The organism is Bacteroides sp. (assembly GCF_019417265.1).
Taxonomy (GTDB): Bacteria; Bacteroidota; Bacteroidia; order Bacteroidales; family Bacteroidaceae; genus Phocaeicola.
In genome coordinates this window covers 20,233-41,355 of the sequence record NZ_DXVR01000011.1, presented here as the reverse complement: position 1 = coordinate 41,355, position 21,123 = coordinate 20,233, and the positions used below count along the sequence as shown (strand labels likewise).

The 21,123-nt window shown below is 50.5% G+C and carries 13 protein-coding genes; 6 read left to right on the top strand and 7 right to left on the bottom strand.

The window, feature by feature from the left end; translation table 11 throughout:
- The first annotated feature begins 113 nt into the window (after positions 1–113).
- The 6 genes from QZ379_RS02775 (at position 114) to QZ379_RS02750 (ending at position 13,025) form a co-directional block, all read left to right on the top strand.
- Positions 114–4,799: a translocation/assembly module TamB domain-containing protein gene (locus tag QZ379_RS02775; protein WP_291558118.1), complete on the top strand. Its 4,686-nt coding sequence runs from the start codon at positions 114–116 to the stop codon at positions 4,797–4,799.
- Entirely contained in the window at positions 4,780–7,104 is a 2,325-nt protein-coding gene (locus QZ379_RS02770; RefSeq protein WP_291558115.1) for a BamA/TamA family outer membrane protein, read from the top strand. The genes QZ379_RS02775 and QZ379_RS02770 overlap by 20 nt, the downstream gene beginning before the upstream one ends.
- Before the next feature lie 65 nt (positions 7,105–7,169).
- Positions 7,170–8,021, top strand: coding sequence for a peptidylprolyl isomerase (locus QZ379_RS02765; protein ID WP_291558142.1), 852 nt, complete (start codon positions 7,170–7,172; stop codon positions 8,019–8,021).
- A gap of 6 nt (positions 8,022–8,027) precedes the next feature.
- Positions 8,028–9,263 carry a pitrilysin family protein gene (locus tag QZ379_RS02760; protein ID WP_291558112.1) on the top strand — a complete coding sequence of 412 codons (1,236 nt, stop codon included), beginning with the start codon at positions 8,028–8,030 and terminating at the stop codon, positions 9,261–9,263.
- Positions 9,260–10,579, top strand: a complete 1,320-nt coding sequence (locus tag QZ379_RS02755) for an MATE family efflux transporter (RefSeq protein ID WP_291558109.1) — start codon at positions 9,260–9,262, stop codon at positions 10,577–10,579. Before QZ379_RS02760 ends, QZ379_RS02755 begins: the two co-directional genes overlap by 4 nt.
- A gap of 31 nt (positions 10,580–10,610) precedes the next feature.
- Positions 10,611–13,025, top strand: a complete 2,415-nt coding sequence (locus QZ379_RS02750) for an ATP-binding protein (protein WP_291558107.1) — start codon at positions 10,611–10,613, stop codon at positions 13,023–13,025.
- 8 nt (positions 13,026–13,033) lie between these two features.
- Here QZ379_RS02750 and QZ379_RS02745 read toward each other — a convergent pair whose 3' ends face one another.
- From QZ379_RS02745 to QZ379_RS02715, 7 genes are all read right to left on the bottom strand, one after another.
- Positions 13,034–14,416, bottom strand: a complete 1,383-nt coding sequence (locus QZ379_RS02745; protein ID WP_291558102.1) for a peptidoglycan DD-metalloendopeptidase family protein — start codon at positions 14,414–14,416, stop codon at positions 13,034–13,036.
- A gap of 2 nt (positions 14,417–14,418) precedes the next feature.
- Positions 14,419–15,264, bottom strand: coding sequence for a DUF4292 domain-containing protein (locus tag QZ379_RS02740; RefSeq protein WP_291558100.1), 846 nt, complete (start codon positions 15,262–15,264; stop codon positions 14,419–14,421).
- Positions 15,265–15,268: 4 nt separating this feature from the next.
- On the bottom strand, positions 15,269–16,891 hold the full coding sequence (locus QZ379_RS02735) for a tetratricopeptide repeat protein (RefSeq protein ID WP_291558140.1): 1,623 nt from the start codon (positions 16,889–16,891) through the stop codon (positions 15,269–15,271).
- A gap of 161 nt (positions 16,892–17,052) precedes the next feature.
- Positions 17,053–17,487, bottom strand: coding sequence for a dUTP diphosphatase (gene dut / locus QZ379_RS02730; RefSeq protein WP_291558097.1), 435 nt, complete (start codon positions 17,485–17,487; stop codon positions 17,053–17,055).
- 84 nt (positions 17,488–17,571) lie between these two features.
- Complete coding sequence (gene dgt, locus QZ379_RS02725; protein WP_291558095.1) at positions 17,572–18,903, bottom strand: dGTP triphosphohydrolase; 1,332 nt, start codon at positions 18,901–18,903, stop codon at positions 17,572–17,574.
- 268 nt (positions 18,904–19,171) lie between these two features.
- The gene (locus tag QZ379_RS02720; protein ID WP_291558092.1) at positions 19,172–20,113 is read right to left on the bottom strand and encodes a GNAT family N-acetyltransferase; all 942 of its coding nucleotides are present in this window, start codon (positions 20,111–20,113) and stop codon (positions 19,172–19,174) included.
- Between the two features lie 31 nt (positions 20,114–20,144).
- Positions 20,145–20,963, bottom strand: a complete 819-nt coding sequence (locus tag QZ379_RS02715) for a 1-acyl-sn-glycerol-3-phosphate acyltransferase (protein ID WP_291558089.1) — start codon at positions 20,961–20,963, stop codon at positions 20,145–20,147.
- Between the last annotated feature and the right edge of the window lie 160 nt (positions 20,964–21,123).

Here is a 21,123-nt window from a genome sequence, read left to right as displayed (position 1 = left end):
AAGTAAGTCATTGCAAAGATACGGATTTATTATTAATCATATACTTCCTGAACAAATTATATTCATTTATAGTTATTTTTTTAGTATATTCGCAAGCATAAAGAAACATAGATATGAAGAAATTTTTAAAATGGTGCGGGATTATAATATCCATCCCCTTCGCCCTATTCATAATAATATCAATTTTAATATATATCCCCCCTGTGCAGGAGTTCATAGTCAGGAAAGCAGCTTCTGCGGCTTCGGCTGCAGCAGGTATGGATATAAGCGTAGGCAGGATATCGCTGTCTGTTGACTTCGTCGATTTAAAAATTCCCCTTAATCTGAATATACACAATGTTTCGGCTGTACAGGAAAAAGACACTCTGCTCAGTGCAGGGAGAATAACCCTGAAGGTTCAGATGAAGCCATTGCTGAGGAAACAGGTGGAAATAGATGCCTTCAGGCTGGAGAAAATCATTCTGAACACCGGGGATATGATATCCGGACTCAGCCTTAAAGGCGAACTGGGAGAGCTGTATCTGGAATCGCACGGGGTTGCATTGTCTCCCGGGACGGCTGCTGTAAACTCATTTATTCTTAAAGATACGCACGTGGACATATGTATGGCGGACACGGCTGCTGCAGACACCACTGCCGGAGAGCCGCTGTACCGGCAGTTTATGCTGCACGAGGCCGATCTGGAAAATGTGGAAATAAACCTCAGTATGCCTCTTGACAGCGTGAGGATGGGAGTAAATATAGGTTCGGCCGCACTGACGGAAGGTCTTGTGGACCTGCGGAAAGAGGCGTATTCTATACAAAGGTTCAGAATCAGGAACTCGTCGGCCGGTTATGCGTCGGGCGGTAAACAGCCGGCGGAAGGGTTTGATCCGTCACACATCGCCATAGAGGGGCTGAATATTGGTCTGGACTCTGTATATTATTGCGGAAATGAGATAAAGGCAGAAATCAGGGAACTCAGAATGAAAGAACGCTCCGGACTGGAAATCATATCCGGCGGAGGGGTGGTGACGGCCGATGACGAACGGATTGAGGTATCGGGGCTGGAGCTGAGGACCGCTGATTCTTATCTCTCGGTACAGGCCGGCGCGGGGTGGAACATATCGCAGATAAACAATGATGGCAGCATCTCGGCCGGGATAATGGCTGATATAGGCAAGAACGATTTGTTCCGTTTCGTGACGGGTATGCCTGAAGACTTTAGGAAGGACTTTCCGGCAGAACCTGTGCGGATACGTGCAGGTGTGGACGGCAGCCTGAACAGAATGAGAATAACGGGAGTCAGCGCGGAGATAGACGGACATGTCTGTCTGACGGCGGAAGGATGGCTGGACGATGTGACTGACAGTACAAAGACGGCGGCACATCTTGATATGGATGGAATTTTCCCGGACATGAGGTTTGCACAGTCGCTGACGGGGGCTGCGGTAGTACCTGCAGACATGGCCATAAAGGGCAGTGCGGACATGAGGAACGACAGTCTGACGGCGGCATTGGTTCTCACTCAGGGTGAGGGACAGGCTGAGATAAAAGCCGGATTTATACCTGATACAGAGTCTTTCTTTGCCGGAATGGAGCTGAAGGAACTGAATATACATAACTTCCTGCCATCCGGTTCATTGCTCAGGGTAACGGCATCGCTTTCGGCAGAGGGGAGAGGGTTTGACATATTCTCGCCGGACACAAGGATGAATATAAAGGCAGGAGTTTCCAATTTTGAGTATGCCGGATATTCTTTCTCCGGAATTGATATGAAAGCCGGACTTGCCGACGGCAAAGCGTATGCAGCTTTCAATATCAATGACAACATGATGGAGATAGGCTCAATACTTGACGCTGATATTTCAAGCAACAATATAGCGGCACGGATGCGTACGGACATCAGGCGTCTGGATTTGCATGGTCTGGGACTTGTGGCCGAACCATTGAAAACAGCACAGGTTATAGACATCGATGCGCGTACGGATATGCGGAACAGGCATCAGGCTAAGGTCGGCATAAACAATATCAGATTCAGTACTGATAAAAAGACTTTCAAGACTAAGGATTTGAACTTCGGGGTGAGCATGACGGAGGATTCTCTGCGCTCGTACATCAACTCGGGGGATATGACAATGCTTCTCAGGACTACAGGGGGCATAGACAAGGTGACTGACAGACTGACAAAAATATCTGCTCTTGCTGCCGGGCAGTGGGAAAGCAGGACATTGAACCTTGACACTCTGCGTGCTTTGCTGCCGGAAACATCGTTCAGGCTGACGGCGGGCGATGACAATCTGTTTGTGAATATTCTTGGGATGAGTGGAATTTTCAAATCGGCAAAGCCGATAGGTTTCAGCAGACTTTATGCCTCGCTTAATACTTCCCCGGCAAAGGGAATAAACAGTTCAGCTTATCTGTACGGTCTGCACACTGACAGTCTGCGTCTGGATACAATTACGTTCCGCGCGGTGCAGGACTCGACAGGCATAATTCTTACAGGGGGAGTGAAGGCTGACCACACGGACCGGCAGGAGGCTTTGGCTTCGCCGGTTGGCCGGTTGGCTTCGCCGAATAGTCATTTCGGCATATCACTGGACGGAGGTATCTACGACGGCAGCGCACGAATGATGGTGAAATACGCCGACGCCCGGAACCGGACCGGGGCACTGATAGGACTGGAAGCTGTGCTGCGCGACAATGGTATAAGCCTGCACGTGCTGCCTGAAGAGCCTGTCCTGGTTTACAGGAAATTCCGGCTGAACAAGGATAACTATATATTCCTGAGCGACAATGGCAGGATACATGCCGACATGAGGCTGTACGATGAAAAAGGAACGGGGCTGCAGATATATTCAGTTCCGGATTCTACGTCGCTGCAGGATATAACTGTAAGTGTAAACCGTATTGATATAGGTGAGCTCAAACGCATTATCCCTTATATGCCGCCTGTAGAAGGAGTTATCAGCGCCGAGGCTCATTATGTTCAGCAGAAAGAAAACATGTTCATGACTGCAATCGAAACAGACATCAGCAGACCGGCTTATTCCGGCAAGCCGCTTGGCGACTGGACTATGAGCGGAGTCTATCTGCCGATGGAGAACGGCGGACATCATGTGGACGGATATATAACCAGAAACGGCAGCACATTGGCTGAGATAAACGGCCGGTACAGAGCGGCGGCTTCGGACGAAGAGAAAGACAGAATAAGCGCACATATGCGGCTGATGCGTTTCCCTTTGGAGATGGCAGGGGCTTTTGTTCCGGAGGATATGGCCCGGCTGAAAGGGTATGCCGGAGGAGAAATCACAGTGGAAGGCCCGACGGACAGTCCTGTCATAAACGGACGGCTGGCTACGGACAGCGTGAACGTGTTTATTCCTATGGCTTCGGTGAACCTGAGGCTGGAGGATAAGCCGATAACGGTGACAGACAACAAGCTGGTGTTCGACAAATACAGCATCTTCTCGAGAGGGAAGAATCCTTACGTGATAGACGGAAGCATCGACTTTGCAGACATGGGCAATATGCGGACGGACCTGAAAATGACGGCACGCAACTTCGAGGTGTTCAACGCGAGGAAGAACCGCACGTCGATGGTGTACGGAAAGATGTATATCGACCTGAATACTACTATTAAGGGTACGCCGGACGCGATATCTGTGCGCGGCGGTGCGAATATACTCGGCAGCAGCGACTTTACTTACGTGCTGCGCGAATCGCCGCTGACGGTGGAGGACAGGCTGGCGGAGACGGTGACTTTCGTGAACTTTGCGGACACGGCGGCTGCACGGAGGAAACCGCCCCGGGAGATGCGTCCGGGAGGTATCGACATGCTGGTGAATCTGCATATAGACCAGGCGGTGCAGTGTAAGGTGGATATCAACGAGAGCGGCTCGAACTATATGCGTGTGGAAGGCGGGGGCGACCTGGCTTTCCGGTACACGCCGGACGGGAACATGCTTCTGAACGGACGGTACTCGCTGATGAGCGGAGAGATGAAATACGAAATGCCGGTCATCCCGCTGAAGACATTCAAGATAAGGGAAGGAAGTTATATAGAGTGGACGGGGAATGTGACGGACCCGCGACTGAACATCCGGGCGTATGAGAGGATGAGGACTTCCGTCACTCAGGAAGGTCAGGCGGCAAGGATGGTGGGCTTCGACGTGGGTGTGAGCATAACGGACAGGCTGAGCAACCTTGGGTTCGCATTTACCATCGACGCTCCGGAGGACGGCTCGATGCAGAACGAACTGGCGGCGATGTCGGCCTCGCAGAAGAACAAGGCGGCGGTGACTATGCTCGCGACGGGGATGTATATCTCGGACAGCTCGACGGCGAAACTTGACGCGAACAGTGCACTGAACTCGTATCTGCAGGGACAGATAAACAATATAGCGGGTAATGCGCTGAAAACTATCGACCTGAGTGTGGGCATGGAAACGACAAACGCCACGGAGACGGGCGACCAGAGGACGGACTATAACTTCCGGTTTGCGAAACGTTTTTGGAACAACCGGGTGCGTGTGGTGATAGGGGGTAAAATCTCTACGGGAAATGCCGCGGTGAGGGACGAGTCGTTCATAGACAATATATCGCTGGAATACAGGCTCGACAATAGCGGCACGAGATACGTGAAGCTCTTCCACGACAAGAAGTATGCGAATGTTCTGGAAGGCGAAGTGACGGAAACGGGTGCCGGTATAGTGCTGAAGAAGAAGGTGAGCCGGATAAAGGATTTGTTTGTATTCCGGAGGAAAAAGAAAAAGGTTAATGACACAGAAGAAAAAGTAAATGAAAATGAAAATAAATAACATACTTGGATTATTGGTTGTCGTGACCGTAATTGCCGGATGTTCCACCACAAAGAATCTGCCTGAAGGTGAAACCTTATATACGGGTATAAAGGATATACACGTGAACGAAAAAGACATAAGCGAAAATGGAGAGAAAACACTGGAAGAAGTAACTGCAGCCGTCAGTGTGGCTCCGAACAACTCTTTCTTCGGCAGCGCCGGACATCGTATTCCCATCCCCTTCGGACTGTGGGTTTACAACAATTTCCGGAAATACGAGAAAGGACTTGGCAGATGGATTTTCCGCAAGCTGGCAGCCACGCCCGTAACGGTGTCGTCCGTCAATCCGGAAACACGTACGAAGATTGCATCGAACCTGCTGAAGGACTACGGATATTTCGACGGAAACGTGACGTACAGCGTGGACAGCACAAAAAATCCGAGGGCCGTGAAGCTGAGCTATGAGATCAGCATGGGACGGCCGTACCTTATAGATACGGTGACGTACGAGGGATTTCCGGAACGTGCGGACAGGATTATCAGAAAGCATTTCGACGAGAGGCTCGTGAGAAGCAACCGGAATTTCGACGTGACGCTTCTGAACAGCGAGCGCGAAAGGCTCGTGAACCTCTTCAAGGACAACGGATATTATTTCTTCCGTGGGGAGTATATCTCTTTCCTTGCCGACACTCTGATGCGGTCGGGGTACGTGAACCTGAAGATTGTGCCGGCTGCGAATATCCCGAAGGAGGCGAAGAAGCCGTACGTGATTGGGACGACGGAGGTCAGGCTGATAGGCTGCAACGGGGAGCAGCCGGAGGACTCTATCTGCGCCAGGGACTTTACGGTGCATTACTTCGGCAAGAAACCGGAGCTGAAATACGGAGTGCTGAGGAAAAGATTTATCTACAGAAGCGGCGAGACGTATTCGCTCACAAGGCAGAACTACACGCAGGAGGCGCTGGCAAGGCTCGGGGTGTTCAAGTTCAATGAGTTCCGGTACGTTCCGCGTGGGGAATCGGACACTCTCGACATCAAGGTGAACTCGATGTTCGACCTGCCGTATGACAGCGAGCTGGAGTTCAACCTCACGACGAAGGATACGAAACAGACGGGGCCGGGAGCGAAGTTCAATCTGTCGAGGAAGAACTTTATGCGTATGGGGGCCTCGCTGAATCTTGAGGTGAAAGGCTCGTATGAATGGCAGACAAGCTCAACGGTGGACGGACGAAGCTCGGTGATGAACTCGTATGAGCTTGGGGCGGCTCTGTCGCTGGAATTTCCGCGCATCGTGCTGCCGTGGCTGAAGGACAGGATTGACCCGTTCCGCTTTCCGTCGAACACTAACTTCAAGGTGTATGCCGAGCAGATAAACCGCGCGCGGTACTTCAAGATGCTGTCGTTCGGAGGAACGGTGTCGTACAGTTTCCAGCCGAAAAGGAGCATGAAGCACTCGGTGACTCCGCTGAACCTGGCGTTCAACACGCTGCAGAACAGTACGGAGGAGTTCAATCAGATAGCGGCCCGGAACCCTATGCTGTTCTACAGTCTGAGCGACCAGTTCATCCCGTCGCAGTCATATACAGTGACGTTCGACAATTCGTTCCGCAAACGCAGGAACCGCACGTGGTGGGAAAACTCGCTGACAAGTGCGGGTAATGTCACTTCGCTGATATATGCCGCCTTCGGACAGAAGTTCACGGAGAAGGACAAGAAGCTGCTGGGAACGCCGTTCGCACAGTTCCTGAAGTATTCATCGGAGGTGAGAAACACTTTATGGTTCAACGGCACTCATCAGTTGGCTTTCAGGGCGATGGGCGGCATAATATGGTCGTACGGGAACAAGACGATTGCACCGTACACGGAGCAGTTCTATGTGGGAGGGGCGAACAGTATCCGCGCCTTCACCATCCGCTCCATCGGACCGGGACGATACAGGCCGGCGGAGAATAACACGTACTCGTATGTGGACCAGACGGGTGACATAAAACTTGAAGCGAATATGGAGTATCGTTTCAGATTATTCTCTAACTTTGCAGGCGGAAGTCTGAACGGTGCTGTCTTTCTGGATGCGGGCAATGTATGGCTCCTCAGAGAGGACCCGGCACGCTCCGGAGCTGAATTCACCTTCAACCGCTTCTTCGACAGCATAGCACTGGGAACGGGAGCCGGAATAAGATATGACCTGGATTTTCTCGTCCTCAGACTTGACTTGGGTATCGCCCTGCATGTGCCATACGACACAGGAAAGAAAGGGTATTACAATATTCCACGGTTCAAGGACGGAATGGGGTTGCATTTTGCTATCGGATATCCGTTCTGATGAACCGAAGGTCAGCGAAGCTAACTAATAATTAACAATTAAAAATTGACTTTGGCATGGGAACTTTGTCGGCTAAAAGAATAATTATCATAATAATAGCAGCTGTCAGCATGACGGCATGCACAGGAAACAGTAAATCAGAAAAGAAAATCAATATGGAAAATGTAAAAGAAACATTAGTTCGCCTGGAAACAACAATGGGCGACATCACAGTGAAACTCTATGACGAAACTCCTAAACACAGGGATAACTTTATCAAATTAGTCAAGGAAGGAGCGTACGACAGTACTCTGTTCCACCGCGTGATAAAGAACTTTATGATTCAGGCCGGCGACCCGCTGAGCAAGACAGCTACCGACACTACGGTGCTGGGAAGCGGTGACGTGGGCTACACTGTCCCGGCAGAGTTCAACAAGAACTTTTTCCACAAGAAAGGTGCTCTTGCCGCTGCACGCCAGGGCGATGAGGTGAACCCGGAAAGAGAATCGTCAGGATGTCAGTTCTATATCGTGACAGGAAGAAAGTTCAGCGAGGCGCAGATGATTAACATGGAGAACCACATGAACGAGGCTCGCCTGGAAGAGGTGTTCAACAATCTGGCACGCAAGCATATGAAGGAAATCTACAAGATGCGCAAGGCCGGCGACACTGAAGGCTTGCTGGAACTGCAGGACTCACTGGAATCGCAGGCACGCAGCATAGTGGAAAAAGAACCCGCTCTGAAATATACCAAGGAACAGAAACAGGCTTATACCACAATAGGCGGCGCACCTCATCTTGACGGAGCATACACCGTATTCGGAGAAGTAATAGATGGTATGGACGTAGTGGAAAAGATTGAACAGGTGGGAACAAACCGCGCAGACCGCCCGAAAACGGATATCAGGATTCTGAAGGCGGAGGTGATGAATAAATAAAAGAAAATGCTTACAATCAACAGACATACCCTCGACAACGGCCTCCGCATTGTACACAGCGAGGACAACTCTACCCAGATGGTTGCCCTCAACATTCTCTATAATGTAGGAGCAAGGGACGAGCATCCTGAACATACGGGCTTCGCACACCTGTTCGAGCATCTGATGTTCGGAGGCTCGGTGAATATCCCGGACTATGACACTCCTGTGCAGAACGCAGGGGGCGAGAACAATGCGTGGACCAACAACGACATTACAAACTACTATATCACTCTGCCGTGCGGAAATGCTGACACCGGGTTCTGGCTGGAAAGCGACAGAATGCTCTCGCTCGACTTCAACGAGAAAAGTCTTGAGGTGCAGAAACATGTAGTGACAGAGGAATTCAAACAGAGAAACCTGAATCAGCCGTATGGCGATGTGTCGCATATCATAAGGGATATGGCATACAAGACGCACCCTTACCGCTGGCCTACCATAGGAAAGGAAATCAGCCATATCACTAATGCCACGATGGACGATGTGAAGGATTTCTTCTACAGATTCTATGCGCCGAACAATGCCATACTGAGCGTGAGCGGAAATATCACGTTCGAGGAGACCGTACGATTGGCGGAGAAGTGGTTCGGAGATATCCCAAGAAGGGACATCAGGGAGAGAAACCTGCCGATGGAGGAGCAGCAGACGGAGGAAAGACGACTCACCGTGGAAAGGAATGTGCCTGTGGACACACTCTATATGGCATTCCATATGTGCAACAGACGCGACAGTAGGTATCACACGTTCGATATCATGTCCGACATTCTGTGCAACGGACGCTCGTCGCGACTCATACAGAGGCTGGTCATCGGAAAGAAAATCTTCTCGTCGGTGGATGCGTATATCTCCGGAAGTATCGACAACGGACTGTTTCATATCACCGGAAAGCCGTGTGATGGTATCAGCCTCGAAGAAGCGGAACAGGCGGTATGGGAGGAACTGGAGAAACTGAAACATGAGCCAATCAACCCGAGAGAACTGGAGAAAGTAAAAAACAGATACGAAAGCGAACAGATATTCAGCAATATCAACTACCTGAGCGTGGCCACAAACATGGCTTTCTTCGAACTGATAGGCAAGGCCGAGGATATCAACAGCGAAGTGGACAGATATCGCTCCGTAACAGCAGAGGAGATAGCAGCCACGGCAAAGGAATGTTTCGTACGCACGAATTGCAACACATTATATTATAAGAGGAAATGAAACAGCACTACCGCACACTCCTGACATTGGGTATTCCGATAGTGATAGGACAGATAGGAGTAATAGTATTGGGATTTGCCGATACGCTGATGATAGGACATCACAGCACGACGGAGCTTGCTGCCGCGAGTTTTGTCAACAATATGTTTAATCTTGCGATAATCTTCAGCACAGGTTTCTCCTACGGACTGACTCCTGTGGTGGGAAGTCTGTTCGGACGCGGAATGCGCACCGACGTGGGACGCGCTCTGAAGAACAGTCTTGCGGCAAACACTCTGCTCGCCGTACTAGTATGTGCAGTGATGAGTGGAGTATATGCAGCCATTCCACATATGGGACAGCCGGAAGAGCTTATCCCGTACATCCGGCCATATTTCCTCATTCTGTTAGTATCTATCCCGTTCGTGCTGTGGTTCAACGGTTTCAAGCAGTTTGCCGACGGAATAACGGACACGAAAGTGCCTATGTGGATTCTGCTGAGCGGAAATATCCTTAATATAACAGGTAACTATGTACTGATATACGGCAAGATGGGATTCCCTGAATTGGGACTCTGCGGAGCCGGTATCTCTACCCTTATCTCAAGAATACTGATGGTGGCGGCCTTTCTGATTCTCTTCTTCATGACTGACCGCTATGCGGAATACAAAGCCGGATTCCACAAAGGCAGGGTGAACAGGGAAGAGTTCCGTCATCTGAACAGGCTCGGCTGGCCTATAGCCGGACAGATGGGTATGGAAACAGCATCGTTCAGCCTCAGTGCCATTATGATAGGATGGTTGGGAAGCATGGAGCTGGCATCGTATCAGATTATGATGGCGGTGTCGCAGGTATGCTTCATGATGTATTACGGCATGGGGGCGGCTGTATCTGTCAGAATAAGCAATTTCCACGGCCAGGGCGATATGGAGAACGTACGCCGCACCGCCAACTATGGGTTCCATATCATCCTCGTGATGCTCCTGATGACAGGTATTCCTATCTTCCTCCTCAGAAACCATATCGGAGGATGGTTTACTGACAGCGAGGAGGTGAGCCGCATGGTGGCAAGTGTGATATATCCGTTCCTGCTATATCAGTTCGGCGACGCACTGCAGATAAACTTTGCTAATTCTCTACGCGGTATATCCGACGTGAAACCGATGCTTCTCTATGCTTTCATAGCCTATTTCGTGATTTCCCTTCCGGCAGGATATATCTTCGGATTTGTTCTTGACGGCGGACTGACGGGAGTATGGATGGCATTTCCTTTCGGACTGACCAGTGCCGGTGTGATGTACTGGCTGAGGTTCAGGAAGAAAACAAGGATAGTATAAGTTTGTGAGTTTTTAATTATTAATTTCTTCCATGTTCTCTACCAAGTCTAAATTAGCTTTCGGATATATAGTGCTTATCATTCTCCTTTTGGGAGCCATAGGTTACGTGTATAAACAGATGAACCTCCTGACACAGCCTACGGGTCTGGAGGAAAGCATCTACAACCGCCGACGCACTACCCACAACATTATCAGCCGACTGTATGAAACAGAGGTGATAGGTCAGGCACTGCGTACAGGCGACTCGAACGAGCTGTGGCTATACACCAAGGCGATGAAGAAGGTGCATCTCTCAATCGACACTCTCCGCACGCTTCTTACGGACTCCGTGCAGCAGGCACGTATAGACACGGTTAAGATACTTCTGCGCGACAAGGAGAGAAACATGCTTGCAGTGCTGGAAGCGATGCGCACCACTCCTACCGACATCATATACCGAAAGCAATTGGACAGTCTGCTTCACGAACACGACTCTCTCATTACCAAGAGCCACGTACGCCGCCGTGTAGTGACCCACCATAACACATACACCATACACCACGAGCCGAAAGGGTTCTTCCGTCGCCTGGCTGATGTGTTTGCACCCGGGAAGGCGGACTCCACTGAGGTGAGCAACGTGGTGGAAGAGGTATTCACCGACACGATAGACCAGGTGTTCAGCCCGGTGGACACAATAGCTTCGATGCTGTCAGGCATACAGGACAAGGTGTTTCAGACGCGCCGGGACGAGCTGCGCACTCTGAGCTACAGAATAAACCGCCTGAAGATAGCCGGCAGTCACCTGAGCCGCCGCGTAAACCAGCTTCTTGAGAGTATAGAGCAGGACGAACAGGCCGCGCTTGCCGCACGAATGTATCACGAGCAGTCGATACGCCGCGAAGCCGCACTCGCCATGGCCGGTATCTCAGTGGCGGCAATCATCCTGGTACTGGTGTTCTTCACCATTATATGGCGCGACCTGACACGCAGCTACCACTACCGCCGCGAGTTGGAAAAGGCACGCGACTATGCCGAAGATCTGCTCCGGGCACGCGAGAAGCTGATGCTTACCATCACACACGACATCAAGGCTCCGGCAGGCTCCATCATAGGATATACCGACCTCCTGGAGCGTCTTATCACCGACAAGCGCCAGATGTTCTATTTAGAGAACATGAAGAGTTCCGCACAGCATCTGTTGGCTCTTGTCACTTCGCTGCTTGACTATCACCGCCTGGAGGCAGGGAAGATGGACCTTAATCCTGTAGCTTTCCGCCCGTACCGACTGCTTGAAGAGATATACAACAGTTTTCTCCCTCTTGCCGAGAAGAAAGGTATCACACTGAGATATGCATCGGACATGGAGCACGACCTGACTCTCGAAGGCGACCCGTTCCGCATACGTCAGATAGTGGAGAATCTGCTTTCGAACGCCCTTAAGTTTACAGCAGAAGGCAGCATAACCCTCACAGCCGATTACTCCGGCGTACGTTTCTCATTCAGTGTAGAAGATACCGGCTGCGGCATGACAGAAGCCGAGCAGGGAAAGATATTCAATGAGTTCACCCGTCTTCCGGGAGCACAGGGACAGGAAGGATTCGGCCTCGGACTGTCTATCACACGCAAGTTGGTTGAGCTTCAGAACGGACAAATCAGCGTGGACAGCACTCCGGGACAAGGCAGCCGCTTCAGTGTAGTCATTCCGCTGCCGTCATTTGCCCATCACACTCCCCTCCCCTATCCCACCGCCGCCAATCTGCGTATTCTCCTTATCGACGACGACCGCATCCAGCTGCAACTGACGCGCGACATGCTCCTCAGTCTGAACAAAGCGGACAAGGATATAATAGAAACCATAGTATGCTGCCGGCAGCCTGACGAAGTATTCGAACGTATAAGAGAGGAGAAGTTTGATATCCTCTTCACTGACATACAGATGCCGGCCATGGACGGTTTCAGTCTGTTAGACACACTGCGCAATATGCCTGAGGAACAAGCTGCAGCCATTCCGGTGGTAGCTATAACAGCCCGTGCCGTACCAGACGACGACGGGTTCCGCAGCCGTGGTTTTGCAGCAGTACTGAGAAAGCCTTTCAGCCGAAAAGACATCATGCGCATTCTGAGCCGGACGCCCGACTCCTCACGCTTCAATTTCTCCCGCCTCACAGAGTTCTCCATGGACGATGAAGAAGCGGCAAGAGAAATACTATCCACTTTTGCCGAAGAAACTAAAAGAAACATCAGGAAGATGGAAGATGCCATAGCCGCTCACGACACGAACGCCATCTGCGCCACAGCCCACAAGATGCTGCCCACATTCATAATGATAGAGGCACGCGATGCCATCCCTGCCCTGCAGTGGCTTGACGAGCACAAAGGGAAAGCCACAGACCACGAAGAGGCATGCCGCCATGCATATACTATAATAGATATAGCAAAAGACATACCGGAGATTCTACAGAGGTAATCCTCTTCTCACCCGCCAATCCAAAGCTCCGGATTAAGCTTCACGGTTTCCTTTCTGAGCTGGAAGTGCAGCACCGTATTGCCGTCGGCATCCGTATGAATCTGTCCGAGGACATCACGGGCCTTGAGCACACTGCCCTGCTTCACTATCACCGACTGCAGATTGCAATACACAGAGATATAGCTGCCGTGGCGCACAAGGACGTTGGCCAGACCGTTGTACTGGAACACGGCAGTCACTTCGCCGTCGAACACCGTCCTTGCCATAGCTCCTTCTCTCGCCTTTATGTCGATACCCTTGTTGTCGAGGCGCACGTTTCTGAGCCCCTCCACCTGATACTGCCCGTAGTGTCCCACCACGACGTACGGCCCTGTGACAGGCACAGGCAGCCTGCCCTTGTTCCTCTCGAAGGTACCGGCCAGTTTACGGTCGTCCTCATTCATACTGAAGCGTTCCATCGGTTCAGCACTCCTTTTCTTCTCCACTTCGCTGTCCTGCTGTCCTTTACCGGAGCTGTTCACCTGCGCTTTTCTGCGACGTTCCTCTTCGGCCTTCCTTCTGCGTTCCTCCTCGGCCCTTTTCCTTGCTGCCTCTATTTCGATGGCTGTCAGGCGGTCAATCTCCGCGTTCAGCCTGTCTGCGGCCTTGCGCTGTTTGTTCAGTTCCCCACGAATCTGAATCTGTTTCTTCTGCATCGATGCAAGCAGTTCCTTTCTCTCCGCCTCCTGCGCCTCGAGTTTCTTCTTCTCCTGCTCCTGATGCCTGAGCAGTTCCACCTTGGCCGCATACGTTTCCCCGGTCACCTTCTTCTTGTCCTTTATCTCCTCCTGCTTGGACTTTATCTCCTCGCCCTTTCTGCGCTGAAACTCGGCATACCGGCGCACGTAGCGCAATCGTCTGTACATCCGGCTCAGATTGTCGGCCGAGAATACAAACATCAGTTTCTCCTGTATCGAGCTGTTGCGATGCAGATACCTGAGCGATTCCTCATATCTGTCCTGCTTCGTCTTCAGTTCCCCACCGAGCTGCTTAAGCTCGTTCTCCAGACGGTTTATCTCCTGCTGAATGCTGTTCACATCCCTCTGCACGGCCGTCAGATACTTGCGGCGCTCCTCTATCTGTCCGCTGATGAGGGCCAGATTGTCCAACCGGCTTTTCACATCCTTGCCTGCCGACTGAAGCAGCGATTCCGATTCGTTTATCCTCTTGTGGAGTTCGTTACGCTCCTTCTTCAGCTGACGGATTTTCGATGTCGACTGGGGGTATGCCCACTGCAACGGGAGCAAGAGAAACACGATGATAACTGACAGGGTGACGAGTCTTCTCAGATGAGAAGGCTGCCATCCGGATGATTTTGTGAGTTTAACTATGTTGAGCTTATGGTTATTCATTATTAATTTTTAATTATCAACTGCATCACCTCCTGCACCGTCATTTTCCTGTATTTGGCCGGCACTTCCGATTTTGCATCCCAACCGGAGTCCGTTCCGATGCGTGAGAGTTTCAGTCCCAACGAATATTTCTTCTGTGTTCCTTCCGGAGTCAGCTCTATCGACTGCGGGAACACGTCGCTGCCCACCATCGTAAAGTCTGTGTAGCGGCAATGCAGTGCATACGGCAGGTTCTTCAGCGATATCACAGTTTCCTCCAGGCGTCCGTCCGTGGCAGAGGTAAAGAAGCTGGAGCGTAAGTCTTTCATCTGAGAACGCGAATCCTTCACCTGCAGATGCGCCCTTCCGTCCTGTTCGCTGAGGTCGAACTTAACGGCATCCTCCACCGTCAGACTCTCCCTGCCCGGCAGGAATATCTCATTGAGGAACAGCGACTGCAACGCATTGAAGTCCACCTCCACCTTCAGTATGTCGGCCACTTCGGCAAAGCCAATCTCCACATACCGCCTGTTCATCCTGTCTATCACCAACACGCCTTTGGGAGTGATATCCATGCGCGCCACCTCTATGCCCAATACCGGCGCCACGCTCAGGCGTATAAGCTCTCCGCGCCGGATGCGCATATTGGCATTCACCGACACGGACGACGATTCGCTTCCCATATTCAGCTGCACACGCGTACGTGCCGTCAGATTCTCTCTCTGCGGAGTCCACTCTATCACTTTCTCCATATACTCAGTGCCCGAAAGACCGCCTATCACGGTGTTCCGGAGCACATTCCTCGATGTCGAGCATCCCGTAAGCAGGAGTGCTGTGAGGAAAAGGGGGATTATTTTGTGTTTAGCCATGTTGTCAATTCTCCAGGTATCTCTTCAGCGCCACCTTCCTCTTCAGCCTCTTAATCTCCTTTTCGGGTCGTGGCACGGTTCCTTCGTCCGTCGGCTCCTCTATCGTCAGAGCCTTTTTCCACATCTCCACGGCCTTCTCCTTCTCTCCGAGCTTGAAGTAGATATCGCCGCAATGTTCCACTATCACCTGACTCTTGTCGCCGCCGTTCCTCATGGCCTGTTCTATGTAGATACGCGCCTCCGTGTACCTGCCCTTCTCGAACAGAATCCACGCATACGTGTCCAGATACGTCGCGTTCTCCGGTTCCTCCTTCACGGTGATGAAGCTCATCTCCTCCGCCTTGTCCAGGTCAGTACGCTCCACCGACAGATAATACGCATAATTGTTCAGCGTATTGATATTCTTCGGATTATACACCAGCGACGAATCGTATGCCGCATATGCCTCCGTCTTCATCCCGCGCTGATGATACAGGTCGCCAAGGATAGAATAAAAATCCGATGCCATCCCCTTGTCGCTCTTCCCGTTTATCTGCTGCACCCCCTTGCGGAACACCTCCAGCGCCTTGTCCGTCTGCTCCTTCTGATAGTGAGCCATCCCGAGATAATAATAGAACTCCATCGCGTCAGGACTGTACACCAGGGCAGGTTCCGCCGCACGGATCACCTCGTCCGGGTCGTTCCTGCTGATGGCATAACTCAGCAGCTGCAGCCTCGCCGGCTTGTTCTCCGGGTCGATGCCCAGCACCCTGTCGAGCACCGGCACCGATTCCTTCTCCATCTTCTTCGATATCAGATACTGCGCATAGAGCATCGCCACGTCCGCCGTAGTCTGCTTCCTGCCCATCATCTTCTCGAACAGGCCGATAATCTTCGTGCTGTCCCTGTCCGTCTGTTCCGATTTCAGAATCAGCTGCCTCATGAAGTTCATCTTCACCCCCGGCTCCACATTCCCGTTCACCAGGATAGAATCTGTCTGCACCGCATACAGGCTGTCCTGCCCCGTTTTCTGATAATACGAAGCCAGCGAAATCATGGCCGGCGCATAGTCCGGTTCCTCCTTCAGAATCGCGCTGTACACCTTCAGCGCCTCGTCGTTGCGCCCCACGGAGAGATACATATCGCCCATCACCGTCCTGTAGCGCATGTCGTACGGATATTCGTCCGTGAGCGACTGAATCTCGCCGAACGCCTTCTCCATATTGTCCATCTGCAGATACGCCCTGAACTTCTCCATGCTTATCTGTTCCGACTTCCCGTCCAGCTCCTCTATGCGGTCCAGCACAGCCACCAGGCGGTCATAACTCTTCATCCTTCCGTACAGGTCCGCCAGCGAGAGCAGCGGCTCAAGCCTTGCCGGAAATATCTGCGCCATGTCCTCGTAGACGGCGACAGCCTTCACCCGGTCCTGCTTCTGCAGATAATACGACGCCAGCGTCTGCTTGTACCAGAAATTGCCGTCGTCCCTGCGCACCGCCATCTTCAGAGCTTCCTCGCCCCTCTGCTCCTGCCCCGGGAACATATAGAACTGCGACAGCTCATACATCACTGCAGCCGAACCAGGATAAATCTCCAGACAGCGGCCGTACAGCTCGAAGGCAGCATCATATTCGCCCTTCTGCTTCATGCGCACCGCCTCGAGAAAATAATAGTCGAACTTCCTGCGCTCCCCGTACGTCAGCGGATCCCCGAGCTCCGTCGCCGCCTTGTCCGCCGCACGCTCCCTGTTCCTGAGGGTTCCGCACGAGGAGAAGAAGAGGAGTAAAAACAACAGTATATAGTACATTTTCATTTCCTCCCGCTATGTCCGAATCCCCCTTCTCCGCGTTCCGTTTCGTCCAGGACCTCCGTCACTTCCCATTCCGCCTGTTCGTGGCGCGCTATCACCATCTGGGCCACACGTTCGCCATCCTCTATCGTGAAAGGTTCCGCAGAGAGATTCACAAGGACGATACACACCTCGCCCCTGTAGTCCGCATCAATCGTTCCCGGACTGTTCAGCACCGTGATGCCCCTCTTCAGAGCCAGTCCGCTGCGAGGGCGCACCTGAGCTTCATATCCTGCCGGCAGAGCCATGAAAAGCCCCGTAGGCACCAGGCAACGCTCCATCGGCCCGAGGATGACAGGAGAATCGATATTCGCACGCAGGTCAAGGCCTGCCGAAAGAAGAGTCGCATACTGCGGCAACTCGTGTTTTGACTTGTTTACAATTCTGATTTTCATATGTTTGAGTTTTTAATTTTCACTTTCCGTCCGCATGGTTCCAACAACCGACAACCAACAACCAACAACTTCTCACCATCAGCCTCACACCGCCGGCAGACTGTTCCCGTTAATCTTCCTGTACAGGTCCAGCGCATATACATCCGTCATTCCCGATATATAGTCCAGCACCGCCATAATCCGTCCGTAGAGTGTCGGCGCCGCCACGTCATACTGTGCAGACACCCTGTTTATCAGCAGCCTCGAGTACGCCTTCTCCGGGTTCATCACCGCCTCTATCATCAGGTCCGTCAGAGTCGACATCACCCTGTATCCGGCCAGCTCCACGTCCACCACCTCCTTCGAGCGGTAAATCCTGCTGTATGCCACCTCCGAACAGTCCTCGTACGCCCTTTTCGCCCTCTCGTCCATCCTCCCCACGAGCGTACCGCTGAACGTCCCCTTCAGGATACTCTCCTCGTTCTCCACAAACACCCGCGTACATTCCTTCACCATCACCCCTATGGCCACACTCCTGAGATACGCTATCTGCTCGTTCCCGTCCGCCACCATTCTGCACACCTCCTCCGTACGCCTCGCCCTCTCCGGGTCCATGAATCCGCGGTAGAGCCGCTTCGTCTGCTCCGTGTCCAGAATCTTCAGCCTGTACGCATCCTCTATGTCCATCATCTGATAGCAGATGTCGTCCGCCGCCTCCACCAGGTACACCAGCGGATGCCTGGCATACCGTGCCGCCTCTCCCTCAGCGCTCAGCCTCTCTATTCCGAGTTCCGCCGCTATCTTCTCGAACTCCTTCTGCTCGCTCATGAAGAAGCCGAACTTCTGCTTCCCCCCCGCCAGTACCGACGCATACGGATATTTCACTATCGACGCCAGTGTGGAATACGTCATCACGAACCCTCCCGGCCTTCGCCCCCCGAACCGGTGGGTAAGCAGGCGGAAAGCATTGGCATTCCCCTCGAAGTTCGTTATGTCGCTCCACTGCTCGCGCGTCAGCCTCTCGCGGAGGTACGTCCCCTTTCCCTCTGTAAAGTACGTCGCTACAGCCTTCTCGCCCGAATGTCCGAAAGGCGGATTGCCCAGGTCGTGAGCCAGACATGCCGCCGACACTATGGCGCCCGCCTCGCCTATATGCGTTTCTGCCAGGCCGGGACTTCGGAGCAACAGAAGACGGGATACTTCGTTGCCTAAGGAACGACCCACACAGGCCACCTCTAAACTGTGCGTAAGCCTGTTATGTACAAACACACTTCCAGGCAGCGGAAACACCTGCGTCTTGTTCTGCAGCCTCCTGAATGGTGCTGAGAAAATCAACCGGTCATAGTCGCGCTGAAACTCAGTTCTGTCGTCTTTCCTTGCCTCATGCAGATGCTCAAGGCCGAGACGTTTATTGGATATTAGTTGTTTCCAATTCATAATAGGATGATTTATTGGTGCAAAGATAAAATTTTGTTTTCAATATTCAACCTTATTGATTATTAAGTGGGCTATAAAGAAACAAAGGGTGAGAACAAATGCCCTCACCCTTCAACCATATTACTCTAAAATTTTATTAAACGATTTTTTCCACATCTATATCAATAGACATCCGATAAACCGAAAAAGGACGTCCACTGAACAATAACCGAACATTCGTAAAGAAACATAGTTAACTAACTACCAGCTTAGCACCAGAAGTAATTTTTTAAGCCTCCGGATGTTCTTTAATATAAGATTCTATATGTCGTACACGTTTCTCCTCCAGGATTTCATCAACAGCAATAAGGATTCCTGTCTCTTCCACATCACCAAAACCATAATTAATCGCTGTTCCGAACATACGCATAGTAGGCGAAAGACTCATATAAGCATTAACCAAAGGAGGAATATTATATCCTAACTTACGGATCTCTGTATTCAGGATTTTATAATCTTCTTTAAAAGTATTACAGCAGAACAACTTTTCAAGTTGCTTGACATCAGTTTCTATTTCAAGCGGTTGAACCGGAGTTATCAAAGAATCCGGATCGCTGAAATGCTTATTGAGGAAATAAAGAATCATATCCCGACCATAACGGTTGTAGCTTGGATACATTGTCATCTTGCCAAAATAGTATTTCATCTTAGGATTGATAACAGTAAGTGCTCCAAGACCATCCCAAAGATTGTCCAAAGCAAAAAGACCTTTAGAACCCGCACGGCTTGACTGATATTCAAGCGTTACAAAAGAACGTCCCAACTCAACTGTATATGGGAGATACTCCTTCAGGAATTTTTCGGAGAAATTAAACATGTGAGCTGTCGCCAGTACAGGTTTTCCATGCTCGTCAAATTCCACTTCATCGCCAAACAGATAGCGGTAAGCGCCAAGTATTTCCTCGGCATCCGGATTCCATACCACTAATTGTTTGTATGGGTTTTCCATCAAATCGTATTCATCCAAGTCAAGAGATTTTCCTGTTCCACCTCCTGCTTCACGGAATGCAATCTCACGAAGGCGTCCTATCTCCTTCAATACGTTAGGAGAGTCTTCCCACGTAACGATATATATCTCGTTATTACTCTTGTTAGTAAATCTCAATCGCTTTTCTTCTGTCAATTCCGATTTCAAAATCTCCTTATCAATCGGAGCAATAATATCTTCCATATATCTTCTCTTGTTGTTTTCTTTGCTATACTTATAATTTATAGACAAGTTCTCGCACATAGTTAGCCCATTCTGCATGAGAACGTGTCTTGTCGAATGTCTGCCAAGGAATCGGCTTACCTATAGTTATTTTAAATGTCTTATGTCTGTTCTTATACATCTCATCTGCCAGATAAAGCATTGCGATATTGAACTTTATCCCTAAGAACTTGCAAATATTGGCCAGATTATAAAAGAAATCCGAATTTCTTCCCTCAAAATGTACAGGAACGACATCACGTTGCGATTCAATACTTTTCGAAATAAAAGTCTTTTTCCATTCCAAATCCTTTATCACCCCTTTATTTTTTCTGGAGCACAACCCTGCCGGAAACATTATGATATGTTCATTCGAACGAAAACCTGCCTCTACCATACGAGGGAAATTCCTCGACTGCGACCCTGTCTTATTGATAGGAATACACAGCGGAGCCAGACCATGCAGGTTCATAAGCAAATCATTGACCAGATATTTGATTCTACCATCATAATGCTTGCCCAATACATATCCCAATGCTATCCCGTCCTGTCCGCCCAAAGGATGATTTGAAACAAAAGTGCACTGGCCTGTTTCAGGCAGATTTTCCAAACCCTCAACTTCCAGTTTTATATCCAGATACTCCATACAGGCACCAAGAAAATCCACTCCCGTCTTATCAGATACGCTGGATAAGAAACTGTTTATCTCATCCTGATGAACTATACGCTTCAGATAAGAAACAAGAAAACGGGGAATACGGCTGGCCTTTTTGCCTGCTTTTTCCTTTAATATTTTGTCTATATCTATCAGAAATACAGAATTGTCCGGCATATATTACATTATTTTTTAGGTTATTCAGCGCAAAAATAGTGTATCTTTTGCAAAAAGTTACATTTTAAGGAGAAAATTATACAATTACATGCTAAAAATTATGCAATAATATATTTATGGACAAAGATTTTACATTTATTTTAAACATAAAAGATTTTCT